The organism is Ammoniphilus sp. YIM 78166 (assembly GCF_004522215.1).
Classification (GTDB): domain Bacteria; phylum Bacillota; class Bacilli; order Aneurinibacillales; family RAOX-1; genus YIM-78166.
Map to the genome: position 1 here is coordinate 400,078 of NZ_SDLR01000004.1, position 19,428 is coordinate 419,505.

The 19,428-nt window shown below is 43.8% G+C and carries 21 protein-coding genes; 12 read left to right on the forward strand and 9 right to left on the reverse strand.

What is annotated here, in order from left to right; all coding sequences use genetic code 11:
- Positions 1-8: 8 nt before the first annotated feature.
- Positions 9-269: an HPr family phosphocarrier protein gene (locus EIZ58_RS18625; protein WP_134702375.1), complete on the forward strand. Its 261-nt coding sequence runs from the start codon at positions 9-11 to the stop codon at positions 267-269.
- A 7-nt stretch (positions 270-276) separates the two neighbouring features.
- Positions 277-1,461: a class I SAM-dependent methyltransferase gene (locus EIZ58_RS18630; RefSeq protein WP_134702376.1), complete on the forward strand. Its 1,185-nt coding sequence runs from the start codon at positions 277-279 to the stop codon at positions 1,459-1,461.
- Positions 1,462-1,501: 40 nt separating this feature from the next.
- On the opposite strand, the gene pstA is transcribed toward EIZ58_RS18630, so the two are convergent.
- The 4 genes from pstA to EIZ58_RS18650 form a co-directional block, all read right to left on the reverse strand.
- Entirely contained in the window at positions 1,502-2,383 is an 882-nt protein-coding gene (pstA, locus tag EIZ58_RS18635; protein WP_134702875.1) for a phosphate ABC transporter permease PstA, read from the reverse strand.
- Entirely contained in the window at positions 2,383-3,336 is a 954-nt protein-coding gene (gene pstC / locus EIZ58_RS18640) for a phosphate ABC transporter permease subunit PstC (RefSeq protein WP_134702377.1), read from the reverse strand. Before pstC ends, pstA begins: the two co-directional genes overlap by 1 nt.
- A gap of 71 nt (positions 3,337-3,407) precedes the next feature.
- A complete protein-coding gene (locus EIZ58_RS18645) occupies positions 3,408-4,295 on the reverse strand; it encodes a phosphate ABC transporter substrate-binding protein (protein WP_134702378.1) in 888 nt (295 codons plus the stop codon).
- A 12-nt stretch (positions 4,296-4,307) separates the two neighbouring features.
- Entirely contained in the window at positions 4,308-5,345 is a 1,038-nt protein-coding gene (locus tag EIZ58_RS18650; protein WP_134702379.1) for a TolB-like translocation protein, read from the reverse strand.
- Between the two features lie 226 nt (positions 5,346-5,571).
- Between EIZ58_RS18650 and EIZ58_RS18655 the strand changes: the two genes are divergently transcribed.
- From EIZ58_RS18655 to glgP, 6 genes are all read left to right on the forward strand, one after another.
- Positions 5,572-5,862 carry a DUF2325 domain-containing protein gene (locus tag EIZ58_RS18655; protein WP_134702380.1) on the forward strand — a complete coding sequence of 97 codons (291 nt, stop codon included), beginning with the start codon at positions 5,572-5,574 and terminating at the stop codon, positions 5,860-5,862.
- Positions 5,863-5,972: 110 nt separating this feature from the next.
- Positions 5,973-7,007, forward strand: coding sequence for a sporulation integral membrane protein YtvI (ytvI, locus tag EIZ58_RS18660; RefSeq protein ID WP_134702381.1), 1,035 nt, complete (start codon positions 5,973-5,975; stop codon positions 7,005-7,007).
- 30 nt (positions 7,008-7,037) lie between these two features.
- Positions 7,038-7,361 (forward strand): hypothetical protein, encoded by a 324-nt coding sequence (locus EIZ58_RS18665; RefSeq protein WP_134702382.1) that lies wholly within the window; start codon positions 7,038-7,040, stop codon positions 7,359-7,361.
- Positions 7,362-7,477: 116 nt separating this feature from the next.
- Positions 7,478-7,894, forward strand: coding sequence for a gamma-glutamylcyclotransferase family protein (locus tag EIZ58_RS18670; protein ID WP_134702383.1), 417 nt, complete (start codon positions 7,478-7,480; stop codon positions 7,892-7,894).
- A gap of 256 nt (positions 7,895-8,150) precedes the next feature.
- Positions 8,151-8,771, forward strand: a complete 621-nt coding sequence (locus EIZ58_RS18675; protein ID WP_134702384.1) for a hypothetical protein — start codon at positions 8,151-8,153, stop codon at positions 8,769-8,771.
- Between the two features lie 516 nt (positions 8,772-9,287).
- A complete protein-coding gene (gene glgP / locus EIZ58_RS18680; protein ID WP_134702385.1) occupies positions 9,288-11,414 on the forward strand; it encodes an alpha-glucan family phosphorylase in 2,127 nt (708 codons plus the stop codon).
- An 18-nt stretch (positions 11,415-11,432) separates the two neighbouring features.
- Here glgP and EIZ58_RS18685 read toward each other — a convergent pair whose 3' ends face one another.
- On the reverse strand, positions 11,433-12,077 hold the full coding sequence (locus tag EIZ58_RS18685; RefSeq protein WP_134702386.1) for a thiamine diphosphokinase: 645 nt from the start codon (positions 12,075-12,077) through the stop codon (positions 11,433-11,435).
- An 88-nt stretch (positions 12,078-12,165) separates the two neighbouring features.
- On the opposite strand from EIZ58_RS18685, the gene EIZ58_RS18690 reads away from it, so the two are divergent.
- Positions 12,166-12,882 (forward strand): iron-containing redox enzyme family protein, encoded by a 717-nt coding sequence (locus EIZ58_RS18690; protein WP_240689180.1) that lies wholly within the window; start codon positions 12,166-12,168, stop codon positions 12,880-12,882.
- Positions 12,883-13,760: 878 nt separating this feature from the next.
- On the opposite strand, the gene fabF is transcribed toward EIZ58_RS18690, so the two are convergent.
- Complete coding sequence (gene fabF / locus EIZ58_RS18695; protein WP_134702387.1) at positions 13,761-15,002, reverse strand: beta-ketoacyl-ACP synthase II; 1,242 nt, start codon at positions 15,000-15,002, stop codon at positions 13,761-13,763.
- A 117-nt stretch (positions 15,003-15,119) separates the two neighbouring features.
- Here fabF and EIZ58_RS18700 point away from each other — a divergent pair, with 117 nt between their 5' ends.
- Entirely contained in the window at positions 15,120-16,889 is a 1,770-nt protein-coding gene (locus EIZ58_RS18700) for a M3 family oligoendopeptidase (protein WP_134702388.1), read from the forward strand.
- Positions 16,890-16,920: 31 nt separating this feature from the next.
- Here the strand turns inward: EIZ58_RS18700 and EIZ58_RS18705 are convergent, their stop codons facing one another.
- Positions 16,921-17,214 carry a 2Fe-2S iron-sulfur cluster binding domain-containing protein gene (locus EIZ58_RS18705; RefSeq protein ID WP_134702389.1) on the reverse strand — a complete coding sequence of 98 codons (294 nt, stop codon included), beginning with the start codon at positions 17,212-17,214 and terminating at the stop codon, positions 16,921-16,923.
- A 26-nt stretch (positions 17,215-17,240) separates the two neighbouring features.
- Complete coding sequence (locus tag EIZ58_RS18710) at positions 17,241-17,756, reverse strand: CBO0543 family protein (RefSeq protein WP_370297722.1); 516 nt, start codon at positions 17,754-17,756, stop codon at positions 17,241-17,243.
- Between EIZ58_RS18710 and EIZ58_RS18715 the strand changes: the two genes are divergently transcribed.
- Positions 17,734-18,219: a hypothetical protein gene (locus tag EIZ58_RS18715; protein ID WP_167577792.1), complete on the forward strand. Its 486-nt coding sequence runs from the start codon at positions 17,734-17,736 to the stop codon at positions 18,217-18,219. The two genes, EIZ58_RS18710 and EIZ58_RS18715, sit on opposite strands and share 23 nt — an antisense overlap.
- A gap of 8 nt (positions 18,220-18,227) precedes the next feature.
- Here the strand turns inward: EIZ58_RS18715 and EIZ58_RS18720 are convergent, their stop codons facing one another.
- A complete protein-coding gene (locus EIZ58_RS18720; RefSeq protein WP_134702392.1) occupies positions 18,228-18,911 on the reverse strand; it encodes a TerC family protein in 684 nt (227 codons plus the stop codon).
- Positions 18,912-19,106: 195 nt separating this feature from the next.
- Between EIZ58_RS18720 and EIZ58_RS18725 the strand changes: the two genes are divergently transcribed.
- Positions 19,107-19,394, forward strand: coding sequence for a 2Fe-2S iron-sulfur cluster-binding protein (locus EIZ58_RS18725; RefSeq protein WP_134702393.1), 288 nt, complete (start codon positions 19,107-19,109; stop codon positions 19,392-19,394).
- Positions 19,395-19,428 lie beyond the last annotated feature (34 nt).

Sequence of the window (19,428 nt, forward strand, 5' to 3'; positions counted from 1 at the left end):
AGGTTAAGATGAAGGTTACGAAGGCGATCATCAATCTTTCGGAAGATAGAACGATCTTAGAATTGAGTCAGATCCTTGCTCAATTTAGCTCTGTGGTCATCGTTAAGAAGTATGAGGGTGCATTCTATAAGGAAGCCAATTTAAAAAGCATACTAGGATTGATCAGCTTGCGGTTAAAGAACGGCGACCAGATTACCATTGAAGGAACAGGAGAGGATGAAGAGCAGGCAGTTCAAGCGGTGGCCACGTTTTTAAGTGGAGGAGCATAAGAGCGAAATGGAAAAGTTGCAGTCATTACTAGCGAGCTTGATGAAAGATCAGTTGCTTTATCAGGCAATTTTAAGCAACGTGCGAAAAAATGAGCCGGACTCTTTTCAGAAGGTGGTTGTGAAACCGTTAGAGATCAAAGGCGAGTTGATGTATCAATTTAGCTATCATTATGAAAAAAAGGTGTTGCATGAGAATCTTCCTCCCCAGGAAGCGGAGGAAAAGATGCAGGGTTTGTTTTCCGAGACCTTTAAGCAGGGACTTCTCTATACCCCTGAAGCAGATTATCAAGTCTTGATCAGTAAAAAATTTAAGGTCACCATCTTGAAAAAAACGGCTTCCATGAAGAAGGTCGAACTCACGCATAACCGGAAGAAAAACTACTTATTAGAAGAAGGGGTTCCGGTCCCTTTTTTGATTGAGTTGGGTGTCATGAACCCGGAAGGTAAAGTTCTAGCGAAGAAATATGATAAGTTCAGGCAAATCAATCGCTTCCTAGAGATGATCCGGGATATTGTGCCTCATCTGAAGAAAGATCGTAAACTGACCATTTTGGACTTTGGCTGTGGAAAATCCTACTTAACCTTTGCGATGTATCATTATCTTCGTGAAGTGGAAGGACTTGATCTGCAGGTGGTCGGTCTCGACCTGAAGGAAGATGTGATCTGCCATTGCAACGAACTGGTTCAGAAATTGAACTATGAAAACTTGAAGTTCCTTGTTGGAGATATTGCGGAGTACAGTGAGGTCGAGCACGTAGATATGGTCGTGACGTTACATGCTTGCGATACCGCTACAGACGCAGCGTTGGAGAAAGCTGTCCGTTGGGGAGCCGATGTGATTTTATCCGTCCCGTGCTGTCAGCATGAAATGTATGACCAAGTGGAAAGTGAGATCTTGCACCCGATGTTGAAGCACGGGATCATCAAGGAACGGTTTGCTGCCCTGGCTACGGATTCAGTCCGAGCGACGTTATTGGAGCTCATGGGGTATAAGACACAGATTTTAGAGTTTATTGATCTGGAGCATACCCCAAAGAATCTTTTAATTCGAGCGGTGAAGGGTAAATTTACGGAGATGGAAAGAGATCGCCTTATACAAAGTTATCTGGAATTCAAGAGCTTCTTGCATGCTCAGCCGTACTTAGAAAAAGCTTTAGAAGATCGTTTACAGCCGTTGTTTAGCCACAAATAATAAGAAGAAGAGACCTACTACTTGGTCTCTTCTTTTCTTATTATCTCATTTTAAATTTCCGTTCATTAAGCCAAACCGGGATGCGCATGACAAAGTTGAGCATTAACACCACAAATACGAGGACAGCAGCCGATCGATCGGCAATATGTTTGGCATCTTCCACGATAGCTTCGGATTGAACATACCATAAGTGAACCGCTAAGGTAGATCCTTGGCTGAAAAGATTAAAGTCCCACATTGCCCCAGATGTACTCGTACCAGCAGTTAAAATGATGACCGCAGATTCTCCATACGCTCTCCCGACGACCAAGCTAATGCCCGTTACAATTCCGCTGAAGGCTGCGGGAAGCACAACTCTGCTGACACATTGGAATTTCGTGGCGCCTAGAGCATAAGCGGCTTCTCGAAGCTCCTTAGGCACCGCACGAACGGCTTCTTCCGTGACGCGGACGAGAACCGGAAGGTTTAAGAATGAAAGAGTAACGGCTCCGCCTAAAATGGTTAAGCCAATTTGAAAATAGTAAACAAATATGGCTAAACCAAATAAACCAAAGACAATGGAAGGTACGGAAGCTAAACCTTCTACGCACATGCGAATAAAAGAAGTAAGCTTGTTATGGGGAGCAAACTCCGCGAGATAAATTCCAGCGCCAATCCCAATAGGCAAAGAAAAGATCAGGGAAAGGATCAACACATAGAAGGAGTTGAATAATACGGGGCCAATTCCGCCGCCCGCCTCCAGCTCGTCTGGCAACCCTAGTAAAAAGTCTAAGGTAATCCCGGATAGCCCTTTACTTAAAATAACAAACAGCATAGAGGCAATGAGAAGCAGGACACCCGCGGATACGCCCCAGAAAAAGACATTGGCGGTTTGATTGAATAACCGATTCTTCTTTAGGCTTCGTTCAAGGTTTTCTTTCATCATGCAGACGTTTCTCCTTTTGCACTAATGATGCGGATAATGGCGATAAGGAAAAGAGAAATAAGCAGTAAAAGGAAGGCCATCATATATAGGCCATAATTCCAAGTGGAGTCAAAGGGTACATTCGTAATTTGCATGACGATATTACTCGTTAAAACAGCAGTAGGAGTAACCAGATCTGTTGGAAGCTGAACCGTGTTTCCAATAACCATAACGACGGCCATGGTTTCCCCAATAGCTCGTGCCATACCAAGGATGATGGCCGTTAGAATCCCTTTTTTAGCACTAGGAATGAGGATTCTCCCAATCACCTGCAGACGGGTAGATCCTAGAGCGTAAGCAGCTTCACGTAAATAATTAGGGACAAAAGTGATCGCATCATCTGCAATTCTCGTAATGGTAGGAAGAACCATAATTGTTAAGACTATGGCAGCGGCCAATAAGCCGTCTCCCATATTGCTTCCCGTCACTTCTCGCAGGAATGGAAGAAGGATGGTTAATCCGAGATATCCGTAAACAATAGAAGGAATACCAACAAGCAAGTCTAATACGGGACGCATGAAACGTTGAACCCAGGAAGGAGCGACTTCGGATAAAAATACCGCCATACAAATGGATATCGGAGCAGCCATCACAAGGGTAAGAGCTGTAAGAGCAAGTGTCCCAATAATTAAGGTAGCTGCACCATAGAAGCCTTCTTCTGGATACCAGTCCGTAGAGAAGAAATATTCCATTAAACTAACTTCGTTAAAGGTAAGGACGCCTGTTTGCCCAATAAAGAAGATAATCGAAAATAATACAATACATACGATAAATGCACTAATTAAACAGAACCATTTAAATGCTTTGTTCGCGAGCTGGACTCGAAACGCACGATCCAGCCTTACTTTTTTGCCTTGTGAAAGTACAGGCGGGTTGACTTCTATTGAGATCTTTTCGGCTAATTTCGCCATAATATCCTCCTACATAAAACAACCAGCCCGTAAAATACGCAAAGTGGGCTGATTGTTTTAAATACCATTTCTTATTTTACTGCCGCTGCAGGGACGAATTTCATTTTCTTTAAAGAACCTTGTTGGAATTCTTTGCTTAATACGTAGTCAATAAACGCCTTGTCAGCTCCTGATGCAGCTCCTTTTGTCATCAGGTAGCCATAACCGATAACAGGGTAAGTACCTTTAACTACATTTTCTACGGATGCTTCCACACCGTTGTATTTAAGAGCTTTAATATCGCCTTTTACATAGACAAGATCCGTGTAACCAATGGAATTAGGCGTAGTTTGTACGGAAGTTACCATCACTCCGTTAGAGCTCACTTCTTTGTAGTTTTTGCTCGTTCCAGGCTTCATGAACTCAGAGCTTTTAAGAGCGTTCATTTGGTAGTTAACGCGAGAACCAGATCCGTGTGCCCGGTTGATGACGATAATTTCAGCATCTTGACCGCCAACTTGCTTCCAGTTCGTCACTTTTCCAGAAAAGATATCTTGAAGCTGTTGAGTGGTTAGGTTATCCACTTGGACGCTTTTGTTTACAATTGTAGCGAAAGGAATGATCGCAATTTTATGACCGACTTGGCCAGCGAAAGCATCGAATCCAGGAACCTTCTTGGAAGCATCCCAATCGACAGAACCGATCGTAGCAACCCCTTTAGCCACAGATTGAGGTCCTACGATGGAAGAAGAACCGGAAACGGAAATCGTGACTTTAGGATTTTTTTGCTTAAACTCTTTAGAAGCTTGAAGAAGCAGAGGGAGCATGGCGGAAGAGCCGTTGATAACAACCTTACCTGATACAGGGGCTTTTGCTGCACTGGCATCCGCCGTTTGAGTCATCGATCCTGCTCCGAAGCATGCTCCAAAGGCTAGTGTAGTGGCAACCGCGATAACCGATAGTTTTTTTAGTAGTTTCATGTTCTTGTCTCCTTAGTTTAAGTTGATAAATGAGCCATCTTTTAATACAGAAATGGTTTCTCCAGCTATAACGGCTAAATTCTTGCCATCAGCAGAAAGCTGCATTTCGGTTACATCTTCCTCAACATCTACCCATTTCGTTTTCTTGCCGGAAGTAGAGTCTACTTCATAAATAGCTTTGCTGCCTTCTGCAAGCATTCCAAGAATATAAACCTTGCCGTCATTGGTTACGGTAGCTTGTAAAACTTCCATATCATTTACTAGAGTCACTTCACCTTTGCCATCACGGTTAATGACCTTTAGAGAAGAAGGCTCTTCTGGCTTATCTACGTTTGAGCTAACATACAAAACTCGGCCATCAGCAAGGAAGTTGATAAAGGACTTATTATCCGTAGACTTGGTTACTTGAACAGGCTTATCTCCCTTTTTAGTAAGATCCACGACAAAGATTTGAGGCTCTGTTCCTGCCGTATCAATCTTGAATGTATCTTTATCAATTTCGCCAGATGCCTTGGCTGCTTTAATTGCAGTATATACAGCATATCTTCCGTCTTGAGAGATCTTTAAATCGGCTTTGTTCTCTACCTTATCGTTTACAAGATTACTAATGTATGAACTGTTGATGCTCATTTCAGAGATCAGCTCCGATTTATCGCCTTGGATAAAGTAGATCTTATCACCAGCTGCAGACCATTGAAGATCGTATTTAGGGATGTCGTTACGGCTGATTTTAGTAGCGAGATATAAAGGAGCAGTTGCCAGCCAAATATGGTTTTGCTCATCTAGATAAACCGCTTTTGATCCAACAGGGGACATCTTCATGTCCATCGCTATACCGCCAGGAATGGCTTTGGCTTCTTTATTTCGAATGTTAACAATGTATTCCGCAGCTTTTTCCTCTCCTTCGTTGGTAACCAGTAAATGGTCGGCATCTACCCAGCGAGGATGGATGCTTACACCTTCTAAACTTGCGGCGCTTGCCAAGTGAAAGGAAGGGATAGCTGAGATAATAGTAGAGGCTAGAATGATTCCTTTGATCGATCGCTTCATATTTTTTCCCCCTAGGAAAATTCGTGTGGTAATTTGTACAAATCAAAGTATAAGCTGGCAATGTTAACAGAAAATGTTGCTAATATTAACAAATGGTTAAGCAATGGATAACAATTAGTAAATTTGTCCTATCTCTATGTTTTTAATTGACAACGATTATCATTACCTGTTAATATAAAGATAATAAAAATCGTTCTCAATTAGAGGATGGAGGGAAGAAAATAATATGTCATTAATGATCGTTGGAGCGGACCACTTAGGCAACATAGAAGATAAGCTTACCCAGCTTGGTTTTCATGATATCCTACATATTACCGGGAGAAAGCCGCAAGAAGTGAAAAAAGACATCCCAGAAAAGATTAACTTAATTCTGGTGTTAACGGACTATGTGAATCACAACTTGTCGAAGGTCATTAAACAAAAAGCAAAAGATCAATCCCTGCCCATTTGTTATGCCAAACGTTCCTGGAGCAGCATTCATCAAGTACTAAATGAACATAAAACTTATCTAAGCTAAGAGTAATGCAAAAAAGTGCATTACTTTTTTCTTTTTGTGACCTGCCATATATCCACTAGCCTTCATTTTGGGTAGAATAGGAGTATAATTTAGATGGAACTGAGGAATTTATGGCGATACGAAAATGGATTGTACCCTTATTGTTTGTAATAGTGGCTGTTGTGCTTGTCCTTCATGGCATTCCTTTGGTACTTGCACTTCTTACAGCCATCTTATTGGAGCCGCTTGTTCAGCTTTTTACAAGATGGTTCGGAATGAAACGGATACCTGCGGTGACGGTTACGTTTTTACTTTTCTTAGCTTCTTTTGGCCTAGGCTCTTACTGGATTTCTACCTTACTTATTGTTCAAAGTATAGAGCTCGCTGAAAAACTGCCTGTTCTATCGAGTGAGTTGTTTGAGACGCTTGAAAAGTATATTATCGTTTGGGAAGGCTATTATGCGTTATTGCCGATCGAAACCATCTCAACGATCCAGCAAGTATTGGAATCATTAAGAAATTCCGCTATGGTAGCAGCTTCTACCCTAACGAAGTGGGTATTTAGCATTGTCGCTGCACTACCTCAGCTCTTGTTGATTTCCATTGTGTATCTCATCAGCTTGTTTCTGATCAGCTTCGATTTGCCGGGCCTGAGGGATGGCTTCATGAATTTGTTTACGATATCGGCGAAAGAAAAGGTGGATCTGGTTTTGCAAAAGCTCTCTCGAGCATTAGTCGGATTTTTAGGAGCGCAGATCATCTTAAGCTTGATGACCTATACTCTTGCTGTCATTGGATTACTGCTCTTGGATGTCAAGTATGCCTTTATCATTGCGTTTATCATCGTACTGGTGGATATCTTGCCTATTTTAGGCACGGGTAGCTTTATTGTTCCTTGGGCAGCCTATCAATTTTTCATCCATGGAGATTCACATCTGGGAATTGGGCTTATGATCTTATTTCTTGTGATTACCATCGTAAGGCGTATTGTGGAACCGAAGATTCTGGGTGAGAGCTTAGGCATTAGTGCCCTTGCGGCATTGGCGAGCTTGTATATAGGTTTTCAGCTAATCGGTTTCTTTGGCATGATCTTAGGTCCGGCTATCGTTATTATCATTGATGCTTTAATCAAGGCGGGATTCCTAAGGATCAAGATTGATTTCTAATTCAAACTCTGCAAGAGAAGGAGATTCCTCATGTTATATTTAATCACCCAGTTTGACGTAAGCGATTTGGATCGCCAGGAATACGCTCAGCAAGCATCTGGCTTTCATGAGAAATTAATTGGGGAAGGATGTCGGATCCTACTTCACAGCGATCGGCTTGAATCCTTTGTTTATGGGATAGAAGAGGAAAAAGAAGAGAATCTTCGCAAGTTGTGTAAAGCATTTCAACAATACTCCAAGCAAATGGCTCAAGCTGACTTTCTTTATGATTTCTTCACCCGAGAAGAAATCATCGAGAGCGGGCATTTTGATGAAGGCTTCATTCAGGCACTTCATCGTGCAGAGGATCAATAAGGAAGGTACGTTATGGAGCGTCAGAGGGTTATACTTATACTTACCGTTATTTTTAGTGTTTTGATTGCTTTATTTTCCTATTTAGTATGGATGGAAAGGCAAATCTAGGTAGCGCCATGGCCTATATATTCGTTTATGGTACGCTCAGAAGCGGACAGTATTATCATCATCTCATCGAAAAGCAGATCCAGTCGATCCAAAAAGCAACCGTTGAGGGGCTGCTTTTTGATCTGCCCTATGGTTATCCCGCAGTGATTGAAGGAACCGGGAGGGTTGTCGGAGAGCTATTTACGTTTGAGAATCACCAGCAAGCTCTGTGCATCCTCGACGAGCTTGAAGACTATCATGGGCCAGGAAAAGACAATGAATATGAACGGATTGAAACCTTGGCAACCTTGGATACAGGCCAACATGTACCTTGCCAGATGTATGTCTATTCAGCGAGTAAGGAAGCGTTAATCAAAGAAAAAGGAATTTTCGTCTCCCATGGAGATTGGGTTCTGTGGAAATCGTCGAATGGGAACGGATTCTAAGTACCAAAGTCCAAATCTCGACGAGAAGAGAGGCTGCCGACAGGCAGCCTCTTCACTTTTCCCTAGAAACAGGGGGAGGAGGCTCGCAGCCTGTCGAACCTTTTATTAAAAATAGCCATATTCTTACAATTTACACCTCTTTGCAGGCTTGTCCATTCTATGTAAAATAAAGGTAACAAAGCAAACGTACGGCGAGGCCACCCGGGAAGGCCCACAGTCAGTCATCCAACAAACATTAAAAGGGAGAGTGTATTAAATGGAAAAGCTAAACGTACAAGTAGGTTTGGTATTCACTCAAGCAATGTTTTGTGATGGACAAGGGAAGCTTCAATTTCACCGCGCAATGACGGACTTGGACAAGCCATGGGTAAGCATTCAGGAAGTATTAGAGATGGTGAAGCAGAGTGTAGATGATGTGATCGAGTCACTTCATATTGAGTTTGAGTTTAAAGAAGTAAACTATATGCGTGTGCTAAATTCTTTAAGAGATGAGTTAGACTACTATATGGAAGAAGGATGCCCCATTTCTATTCGTAATGGAGTACAAAATGATGATACTAAAGGAGGAGAAAACATGGAACGAGGATATGCAGAATTAGTGGAAAAAGAAGATCTGGGATCTACGTTTTATATGGAAGGTATGATTTTCTCGCTCTATCGTCAAGATTGCGCTTCTGCAGTAGAATATCCAACCATCGAGCATGAGACAGCATTACGAGGAAAGTTTGCTTTCAAACGACAACTAGCTGCGCCCACCATTACGGGACATGAATTTCATATTCTGAAAAAAGGCTCGATGTACGGGAGAGGATCACCACGGAACTACCATTCAAGGGATCAGTGTGCCCACGGGAACTCGTTTATCGCGGACGGATAATGTTAGAAGACATAGGGAGTCGCTATGTCTTTTTTTTTTTTTGTTTTTCCTGTCATATGATGTCGACCAACAGCAAAGTTTGTTGAAGGATTTCTGAATCGTTTTGGCCTAGGGTCTGATATAGTTAATATAGTTAAAATATGGATGGAGGTCTTAAATGATGAAATATACGTGTGAGAGCTGTTGTAAAATTTTTCATGTTCAAACCAAGTGTCCGGGGTGTGGAAGTTCTAAAGTGAAAAGCATCATCATTGTGAACCAAAAGAATACTAGAGCAAAAGTCTAGTCTTTCGAGTCCGGCCATCCCATTATTCTCCTCACTTAGTAGTTGCCGCTAAGGAATAAAATTTTGTTTTATGGTCCATACTATAAATATCCCCCACTTATTTATAAGTTTTCCCTTTAAAGGAGCCTAGTGCTCCTTCTTTTTTTGTTTAAGAGAATATAAGACTCGGAACCCCCTTAGGTTGTATGCATATCCTGTAGGTAAATATCATGGCGTGATGAGGTGGAAACATGGAGGCTAAGATCGCCTATTTTTCGGCTGAGTTTGGAATCGATTCTGCATTACCCATCTATTCAGGTGGACTGGGAGTATTAGCGGGAGATCATGTGAAGGCCGCAAACGATCTGGGTGTTCCGTTGGTTGCTGTAGGTATATTGTATCGTAGAGGGTACTTTCAACAAGAAGTAGATGCGTGGGGAAACCAGAAAGCCTTATATCCCCAGATATGTCCAGAAGACTTGCCTGTTCAGCCTGTACTGGATCACAGGGGCCATCCCCAAACGATAACGGTACCACTGGAAGGCAGACTCGTTCATTTAAAGATTTGGAAGGCTGAGGTAGGGACAGTTCCCATCTATCTTATGGACGCTCATCATGATCAGAATACAGAAGCCGACCGATGTTTAACGGATCATCTGTATGGAGGAAATACAGACACGAGATTAGCCCAGGAAATGATTCTAGGCATCGGGGGCGTTCGTGTTCTTCGAGCAGTAAGGGAAGAGCCGGATGTCTGGCACATGAATGAAGGTCATTCCGCGTTTATGGCACTTGAACGAATTCGTGAATATTCAGCCCAGGGCTTCTCTTTTGAAACGGCGTTGGAGGCTGTAAAGGCATCGACCGTTTTCACGACACATACCCCTGTACCGGCTGGCCATGATCAATTTTCCTTTGAACAGATGGATCGTTACTTAGGAGACTATTACTGGCAACTGGGTACAACGAGGGAAAACATCCTGGAGCTAGGTAAAAATGAAGGGCTTTTCAATATGACGCGATTAGCTGTAAGTACGGCAAGCAAGGTAAACGGGGTGAGTAAACTTCATGCGCAAGTAACCAAAGAATTATTTCATCGCTGGACACCCGAGATTCCTAAGGAGCATATTCAAGTCGAATCCATTACCAATGGCATTCACACCCAAACATGGCTTTCTCCGTCTATGGAACAAGTCTACGATCGCTATTTAGAGCCTCAATGGAAGGATAGAATTGCAGAACGGAAAGTGTGGGAGAAAGTAAAGGTCATACCAAACGAAGAAATTTGGTCTGCGCATCAACAGGCGAAAAGAGAAATGGTACAAAAGCTTGGTTTACCAGATCTAACGAATGTCCTAACGATAGGGTTTGCTCGACGCTTCGCCACTTATAAGAGGGCGTTGCTTCTGTTTCATGATGTAGAGCGGTTAGAGCGAATATTGAACCAAGTCGATCGTCCTGTAGCCATTCTTTTTGCTGGAAAAGCTCACCCGGCTGACGGCCCAGGTCAGCAGTTGATCCGCCAGATCTGGGAGCTGTCTCAACAAGAAAGATTTAAGAATCGAATTATTTTACTTGAGAATTATGATATGGATAAAGCAAAGCAGCTAGTTTCCGGAGTAGATGTTTGGTTAAATACACCGATGAAGCCGATGGAGGCCAGTGGAACTTCTGGACAAAAGGCAGCAGTGAATGGGGTGATCAATTGTAGTATCCTGGATGGCTGGTGGGCAGAAGGGTATAACGGATACAATGGTTGGGCTATTGATGGGGGGACGGGAGGTACATGGCAGGAGCAAGACCGTCTAGACGCTCAGGCTCTCTATCAGTTACTAGAGGAAGAGATTGTCCCTTTATACTATCAGTCGAACACCTCATGGGTAGAGAAGATGAAGGAGTCCATCGAATCCTTAACGCCAGTGTTTAGCACCAGCTGTATGGTGGCTGAATATTGGGGGAAATTGTACATCCCGACGGCCATTCGTGGACGCAGGTTCATCGAAAATGGCTTAGAGGTTGCCGAGAGAGTGGCTCAATACAAGTCTTTCATTCGCAATCACTGGCCTTATGTAGGGGTTGAAGATATGGAATTTCTGTCTGCGTTCCCTGATGTAGCCACAATCCAATGCAAAGTTAGATTAGGCGAGATTTGGCATAAGGATGTAAAAGTAGAAGTGGTTAGAGGTAATGGAGAACAAGGACTTTATCGTAAAGAATTGCAATGGGTGAAAGAACTGGATTGCGGCTTGTACTTATATGCGGGAACCTTTCCCGGTTCTATAGAAGATTGGCAGGGGTCGGGCGCCAATATTAGAGTTGTACCTATCAGCGAAGACTTCAGCCATGATCTTGAAATGGAGCTAGTGAAATGGAAATAAGGGTGCCCAGGGGCACCCTTAGTCTTTACTTTGAATAACTAATAACAATCCATCGCTAATGGTAATCTTCCCAGACTCTCCCAACAACACATTGCTAATACCTAGAGAATCTCCTAGATTCAGCGTTGCATCTTGCAGCGGGTACTGAAAGCCATCCAGCGTAATCCCTGTAACCTTGAGGCTAAGGGGAAGTAAAGAAACATGATGATAAGCCCCTTTTTGGACTAGCAGTTGCTGATTAGTAAGCCGCAGTTCATTATAGGGATCGATGATGCGGCAAGAGATGCCTTTATCCAGACCTCTTCGCAATAAATGCACATTGGCTAACGAATGATCAAATCGGGTTCCCAGCGCTCCGAGAAGGAGGACTTCGCCCGGATGTTGCTCAAGCGCCCATTCAAAAGCCATCTCCGTATCCGTTTGGTCTTTCATAACGGGATCACAGTCAGAGAAGGTCTGTGCATACTTCATAATGTTGTTCTTTTCTTCTTCGGATACCGAATCAAAGTCGCCTAAAGCGTAGTCAGGCTTATAGCCGTGTTCGACGAGAAAAAGAGCTCCCCGATCAACACCAACCAATACATCTCCCTTGCGAATATGGCGAGTTGCCCAGCTGTCTAGGGTACCCCCAGTAAAAATTAAAATACGAGTTCCTTTCTCCATAAGCTCCTCCAGGATTCATTTTGCTTATTATAAAGCAATAAACTGTGATATGATACTATGTGAAAAATCGAAGATAGGGTGAGATGAATTGTCATTTAGTCATTATGAGCAAGTGGAGCAGGCGATCTGGAAAATTGTCGATGAAGAAATAATCCAAGGCGATTTTATGCAGACCTTACTCGCTGGAGAGTGGAACCCCGCACAAGTAAGCGAGTTTGCCTTACAATACAGTTACTATAGCCGCAATTTCCCTAGGGTATTAGGGGCTGCCATTGCAGCTGTTATGCCTGAAGATGATTGGTGGGTACCCTTGGTAGATAACTTGTGGGATGAGGGGGGAAGAGGAAACCCAAAAGGCTACCATTCCAAACTGTATCATTCCTTCCTCGTGACCGCAGCCCCTCATATTCCCACAAATGAGAAATACGTTCCGGATTATCCGGTTTCTCCGGTGACTGTTACGGCTGTCGATACCTTTATTTCTTATCTGCGCACAGCTACTCCATTGGAGGCCATGGCCGCGGTGGGGTTAGGTTCAGAGCTGTTTGCCGGGAAGGTCATGGGAATGATCGGTGAGGGATTAAGTCATCCAAATTATAGTCAAAAAGAAAAGATCAACGTGACATTTTGGAAGGCTCATGCCGACCATCATGAACCTCGCCATTATCAACTATGTAAAGACGTGCTAGTCCGCTTCCCTTCCGAAGAGGAGTTACAGGCGATCTACCGAGCGGGGGCCTACATCACAAGATCTGAAGCCCGTTTTTATCAAGGGTTGTATGATAGAATGAAGAGTTTTGCATAGCGAAAGAAGAGGGGCGTCCCTCTTCTTTTTTCTATGTAGGCAAGTTGGTGGAGCTCCCTCGTTGGATTTTTTTGAGGACTTGAGTAATTTAAGTCTACTTTTAGAAGAGCAATCTAAACTTTGGTTTAGAGCCACCCATTTTCAGCTGCTTTTTGAGGTAATTAGGCTTTTATTTTATATCATGGCCTGGGTCGGGACCGCATGGTTAGAGTTCGGTTCCGGATGCTCACAAAAATTCCAATATACTCACGGAAAAGTGGTGAATGCTCACGATTAATGTGCGTTTGCTCACGTGCTTGGTACAATTCCAAATAAAACAGGCCTTTTGATCACGAAACCCAGTAAGTTGCTTCCAAAGCGGTAATGGTTCTAAATAGGTGAAACACCTGAGGTAACGCAAGCGCACGATTCATGCCCTGAACCTAGTGAATTGCCTGGATGAGGTACCGCAAGCCTGCGAATCGTGCCCTGAACCTAGTGGATTGCTCGGATGAGGTACCGCAAGCCCGCGAATCGTGCCCTGAACCTGGCGGATTGCTCAGATGAGGTACCGCAAGCCCGCAAATCGTGCCCTGAACCTAGTGAATTGCCTGGATGAGGTACCGCAAGCTCGCGGTTCGTGCCCTGAACCAAGTGAATTGCCTGGATGAGGTACCGCAAGCCCGCGAATCGTGCCCTGAACCTGGCGGATTGCCTGGATGAGGTACCGCAAGCCCGCGAATCGTGCCCTGAACCTGGCGGATTGCCTGGATGAGGTACCGCAAGCCTGCGAATCGTGCCCTGAACCTGGCGGATTGCTCAGATGAGGTACCGCCTGGCTCAAGTTTTTTAGGATTTAAGTCTACTTTGTAGAAGAGCTGCTCAAACCCGAGATCTCGCTACTTCTGATATCTCTTAAACGCTAGCGTCACATTATGACCGCCAAAGCCAAGAGAATTGCTTAACACCACGTCAACAGCAGCGGTACGGGATTGATTCGGGATATAATCCAGATCACATTCTTCATCTGGCGTTTGGTAGTTGATCGTTGGAGGCAGGGCGCCTTCTGTGATCGCCTTAACTGAGAAAATGGCTTCAATCGCGCCTGCTGCTCCCAGCAGATGGCCCGTCATGGATTTCGTAGAGCTTATAGCCAGCTTAGAAGCATGAGGGCCGAAGACGGTTTTAATTGCAGCGGTCTCATATTTGTCATTATAGGGAGTGCTTGTCCCATGTGCGTTGATATAATCGACTTCCTCAGGACGAAGTGAGCCGTCTTGCAAGGCTAGCTGCATCGCCCGAGCTCCACCTTCTCCATCAGGAGCCGGCGTGGTCATGTGATGGGCATCCCCTGTAGCGCCGTATCCCACGATTTCTGCATAGATGCGAGCTCCACGAGAAAGGGCATGCTCTAATTCCTCTAAGATCAGGATACCGCAGCCCTCGCCCATCACAAACCCATCTCGATCCTTATCAAACGGTCGGCTGGCCGTTTGGGGATCTTCGTTAAACGAGAGGGCCTTCATGGAGCTAAACCCGGCTAAGGCCATATCGGTAATAGGCGCTTCACTTCCCCCGGTAATCATCACATCCGCGTCTCCTCTTTGGATGACCTTGAACGCATCCCCAATTGAGTTTGCCCCGGAGGCGCAAGCCGTTACAGTACAAGCATTGATACCTTTAGCGCCCAGAACAATAGAGACATGACCCGCGGCCATATCCGGGATCATCATTGGGACAAAAAAAGGACTGACCCTCTTATATCCTTTCGCTTCGAAGTTTCGAAACTGCTCTTCATAGCTTTCCATTCCACCATTACCCGAACCAATCCATACGCCTACACGATTGGCATTGTTTTCGTTGATCGTCAACTGGGCATCTTGTACCGCCATAAGGGATGAGGCGACGGCGAATTGCGTGAAGCGATCCATTCTTCTTCCTTCTTTGGCATCAATAAATAAGCTAATGTCAAAGTTCTTCACTTCCCCTGCTACTTTAACAGGAAATTTAGAGGCGTCTCTTCTCGTTAGACGGCCAATTCCACTCTTTCCAGCTAAGAGTTGATTCCAGGTCGTCTCGACATCTAACCCAAGAGGGGTTATACAGCCAACACCTGTGATCACCACTCGTTTCTTTAACATGTTTCACTCTCCCATAGTTCAATGTTCTTTTTATATCATACCATCCGAAGGGACTAGCAGCTATATTTATGGTAATATATAGGAATAAGTTAAAATTCGCTGAAAGTAGGGAAGTCCATGAATTTGCATTGGTCTCTTGATGCTTTATACCCTTCCTTTGAATCCGAACAGTTCAATCATGATTTAGAAGCCTGCTTTTTGCAAATGGAGGAGTTGAAGAGCTGGGCTCAGCATGAGTTACATGATAAGAACGATCCTATAAAAGTAATTGAGGCCTACCTATCCAAAATAAATGCTTGCTATACACTTTACAGTCGGCTGCACAGCTTCTCCGAATTAAATCTCAGTGTAAACGCTAAGAATGAAAAAGCCATGCAGATGTCGGAGAGACTGGAAGAAAAAGTGACAGAACTAGTCGAACCTACGGTCATGTTTCAAAAATGGCTGGGGACACAAGGAGATCTGTCGCCTTATTTTGACCAAAGCCCGAAGCTCGCGGAACATCAATTCTATCTTGAAGAAGCCGTCAAGCAAAATCAGTATCTTCTAAGCGAAAAAGAAGAAGTCTTAATGGCTAAGATGAAAAATACGGGCTCAAATGCTTGGTCGAAGCTTCAAGAACTTCTCACTTCAACGTTACTAGTCGATATCGTGGTCGATGGAGAGAAGAAGCAGCTTCCTTTGTCCGTGGTCCGGAATATGGCTTATGAAGCCGATCCTCAAATCCGAAGGAAAGCTTATGAAGCTGAATTGGGCGCCTACGAGAAAATCCAGGATTCTTCAGCGGCTTCCTTGAATGGAGTAAAGGGCGAAGTGATCATGGAGTCCAAGCTGCGCGGTTATACTTCTCCATTGGAGAAAACCTTGATGGACTCCCGAATGAATCAGGAAACACTGGATGCCATGCTCACCGCCATGAGAGAAAGCTTGCCTGCTTTTCATCGTTTTTTCCGCAAGAAAGCTGAGCTATTAGGCCATCCTCACGGCCTTCCCTTTTATGATCTGTTTGCTCCCATGGGTGAGGTGGACATGACGTTTACCTATGAGCAGGCAAGAGATTTTATTGTAGGGCATTTCCGGACTTTCAGTGATAAGCTAGGGGACTATGCGAATCACGCGTTTGAGGCGCAATGGATCGATGCCGAGCCGAGAGAAGGGAAACGTGGGGGAGCCTTTTGTTCCAATCTTCACGCTATCAAAGAAAGCAGGGTCTTAACTAATTTTACAGGCAGCTTTAGCGATGTAACGACCTTAGCCCATGAGCTCGGCCATGGTTATCATGGGGCTTGCTTGAATGAAGAAAGCTACTTAAACAGCGATTATCCGATGCCCATTGCCGAGACCGCTTCAATCTTCTGCGAAACGATTATTAAGAATGCTGCATTAAAGAAGGCGACCAAAGAAGAGGCTTTTGTCATTTTAGAAAATGAACTAACCGACGCAGGGCAAGTGATCGTAGATATCTATAGCCGATATTTGTTCGAGAGTGAGCTCTTTAGAAGAAGGGAAACTAGTTCGTTATCGGTAAAGGAATTGAAAGACATCATGCTTCAAAGCCAAAAAGAAGCGTATGGCGAAGGATTGGATCCGGAGTTCTTACATCCTTATATGTGGGTGTGCAAGCCGCATTACTACTATGCCAATTATAATTTTTACAACTTCCCGTATGCCTTTGGATTACTGTTTGCTAAAGGGCTGTACGCAGAGTACTTGAAGAGAGGAGAAGCGTTCGTTCCAGAATATGACCACTTATTATCCGTCACAGGGAAAATGGATATTCGCAGCGTAGCGTCGATTATGGGTGTGGATGTGGGCTCTGTGGAATTTTGGAGAAACTCTCTGAAGCTCATCGAAAAAGATATAGAAACCTTTGTAAGCTTAAAATAAAGTTGAGAGGCTGCCTGTGAATGTAGGCAGCCTATTCCTTTTTAAACCTTGTCATACATGCCAGTCGATAGCCAAGAGCGATGGTCGTTTTCCCCACTTGGAGGGCGCGTTGCTCTAATGGAGAAGGTGGAACCAACTGTTCAGCACCTTCGAGCACGTGAACCACGCAGCTTCGGCACACTCCCTTTTTACAGATAAATGGAATTCCTTCTCGTTTAGGATCTGAGTAGTGCTCGTTGACAACATCAAGAATTAAACGATCCGGTTCACAAGGAACCTGGAATGCCTTTTGGTCATTGTTATAAGCCGTAATGGATATGAACATAGAATAGAACGCTCCTTGTGTTTATTTCAGGCTTTAGCGACATAGGCTGGACGATAATACAGATAAACAGCCCAAATCGAGAGGAAGATCAAGATATCCGCCCCTAAAGAGAGCCCCAAATTCCACCATTTATGGTGCTCGATATGCCCAGTAATGAGGGTAACCCATTCAAAGATAACAGAGAAAAAAGTCCAAACCAAGGTTCGTTTCATCACCCCTAGCCAATGTAGAGGAGCACCTTGAATGAAAAGATAAGCGACAACAGGGTAAATGCCAAATCCCAGAAGTAAGGGAATGGAATAATCCGATTGAGGCAGTCCATGATACGACCACAGCTGGTAGTGAACCATAATCAAATCAGTCCAAATGGCAAGCAGACACGTATATACTACCACACCGTAAAGCTCCTGTATCCTTGATTTATCCGCTTTTTTGTAAAACCATATCCAAGAAAGAAAAAATATCAGGATAAAGTACATGAGAAATCTCCTTATATTTGGGTATATTACTAAATATAAAATGACTATTTGGCGGGATATCATGGTGGTGTTATTTTTCTTTGAGCTGATGGCTCTTCTTATTTTCTTTAAATTAGCGGATCTTAAACGCTTTAGAGAGCTCTTACCTATCGTCTTTACAGGAGTTTATCTTCGGTTTCTAGATCATTACATCCTAATTGATTGGTTGGAGTTGTGGCATATCCATGGAACATTGAACTCCGTTTTATGGTTGCCCATGAGTGCGGATCTTACTATATGGCCTGTGGTGACGTATCTATTTATTCAATACCTCCCCAAAATAAAGGTGTGGATCTATATATTGTCTTGGTCTGTACTTATGTATGTTTACGTTCGAGTCCTTTTTTGGATTGACTTATACTCAGCTAAAAAAGGATGGCTTCCGATCTATTCTGCATTCTTTATGCTTAGTTATTTTAGTCTTCTCTTTTTATTCTGGAAATGGCTCCGTAAGCCTTACACCATAAAAAAGACTAGCCGAAGCTAGTCTCTTTTTTATGCGGCAGGCTTCATAGCGTTTTGTCGTTTTTTCATCCGAGCTACGCCTAGTACTCCTAAGATAACCAAAAGGGTGAAGCCCCATTTGAAAAAGGGGTTTGTGCCTAAGAACGTTTCGGCGACAAAGGGTTCTTTAACGATCATCTTGGCGGCGGTCAAGGCAAGAACACCCGCTCCAATATAGATAATAGCGGGGTAACGATCAATCAATTTCAAAATCATGGTACTTCCCCAAACCATGATAGGTACGCTGATAATTAAACCTAATACAACGAGCAGGAAGCTTCCATGAGCAGCACCTGCAACAGCTAGGACATTATCTAGTCCCATCACAGTATCCGCGATGATAATGGTTCGAATGGCGGCTCCTATGCTAGCGGTGGCTTTAACTTCTCCATGATCCTTTTCCTCGGTAAGAAGCTTGTAAGCGATCCATATGAGGAGAAGTCCCCCGGCAAACAGAAGGCCTGGTATGCGCAGCAGCCATACGACGGCCAAGGTGGCCAAAGCTCGGATCACAATAGCACCAGCTGTTCCCCAGATAATGACCTTCCTCTGATTTTCTTTAGGCAAATTTCGAGCAGCCATACCAATTACGATGGCGTTGTCGCCTGCTAACACCAAGTCAATAATGATGATGGCGACGAGAGCAGATAAGAATTGAGTTGAAAAAAAATCCATAAGGCTTTCACTCCCTGTGTGATCTCTTTGTAGAGATAGTGTTCTCCAAAAAAGGCAAATAGACGCTACCAAAAAACGGTGTTGATTTATCTTGTTGGATATTGTATATTGTATACCAAGAATATTTTTAGTATTTACACAGTTAAAACATAGAAAAAAGGTTTACAATATAGAGTGAAAAGGGAGGATGAAGGTATGCCACAGGTGAAGTTACATTATGGAAATGGCGAGGTCTACGAGCAAGAAGTAAAAGAAAACAGCAACTTGGTGGTTCTGGCAGGAATCCGTAAATTTCCTCATTTAAAATACGGCTGTGGAATGGGGAAGTGCACCAAGTGTAAGGTTCAAATTCTGGATGGAGCCGAGCATTTAGCCCCTCCGAATTGGAAGGAAGAAAAAATGTTGAATGATAAGCTGCAAGAAGGCTACCGTCTCTGCTGCCAATTATATATCCAAGACGATATTGAAATGAAACAGGAGTAATAGAAAAACCGGATCTCTTCTAGATAGAGGCCCG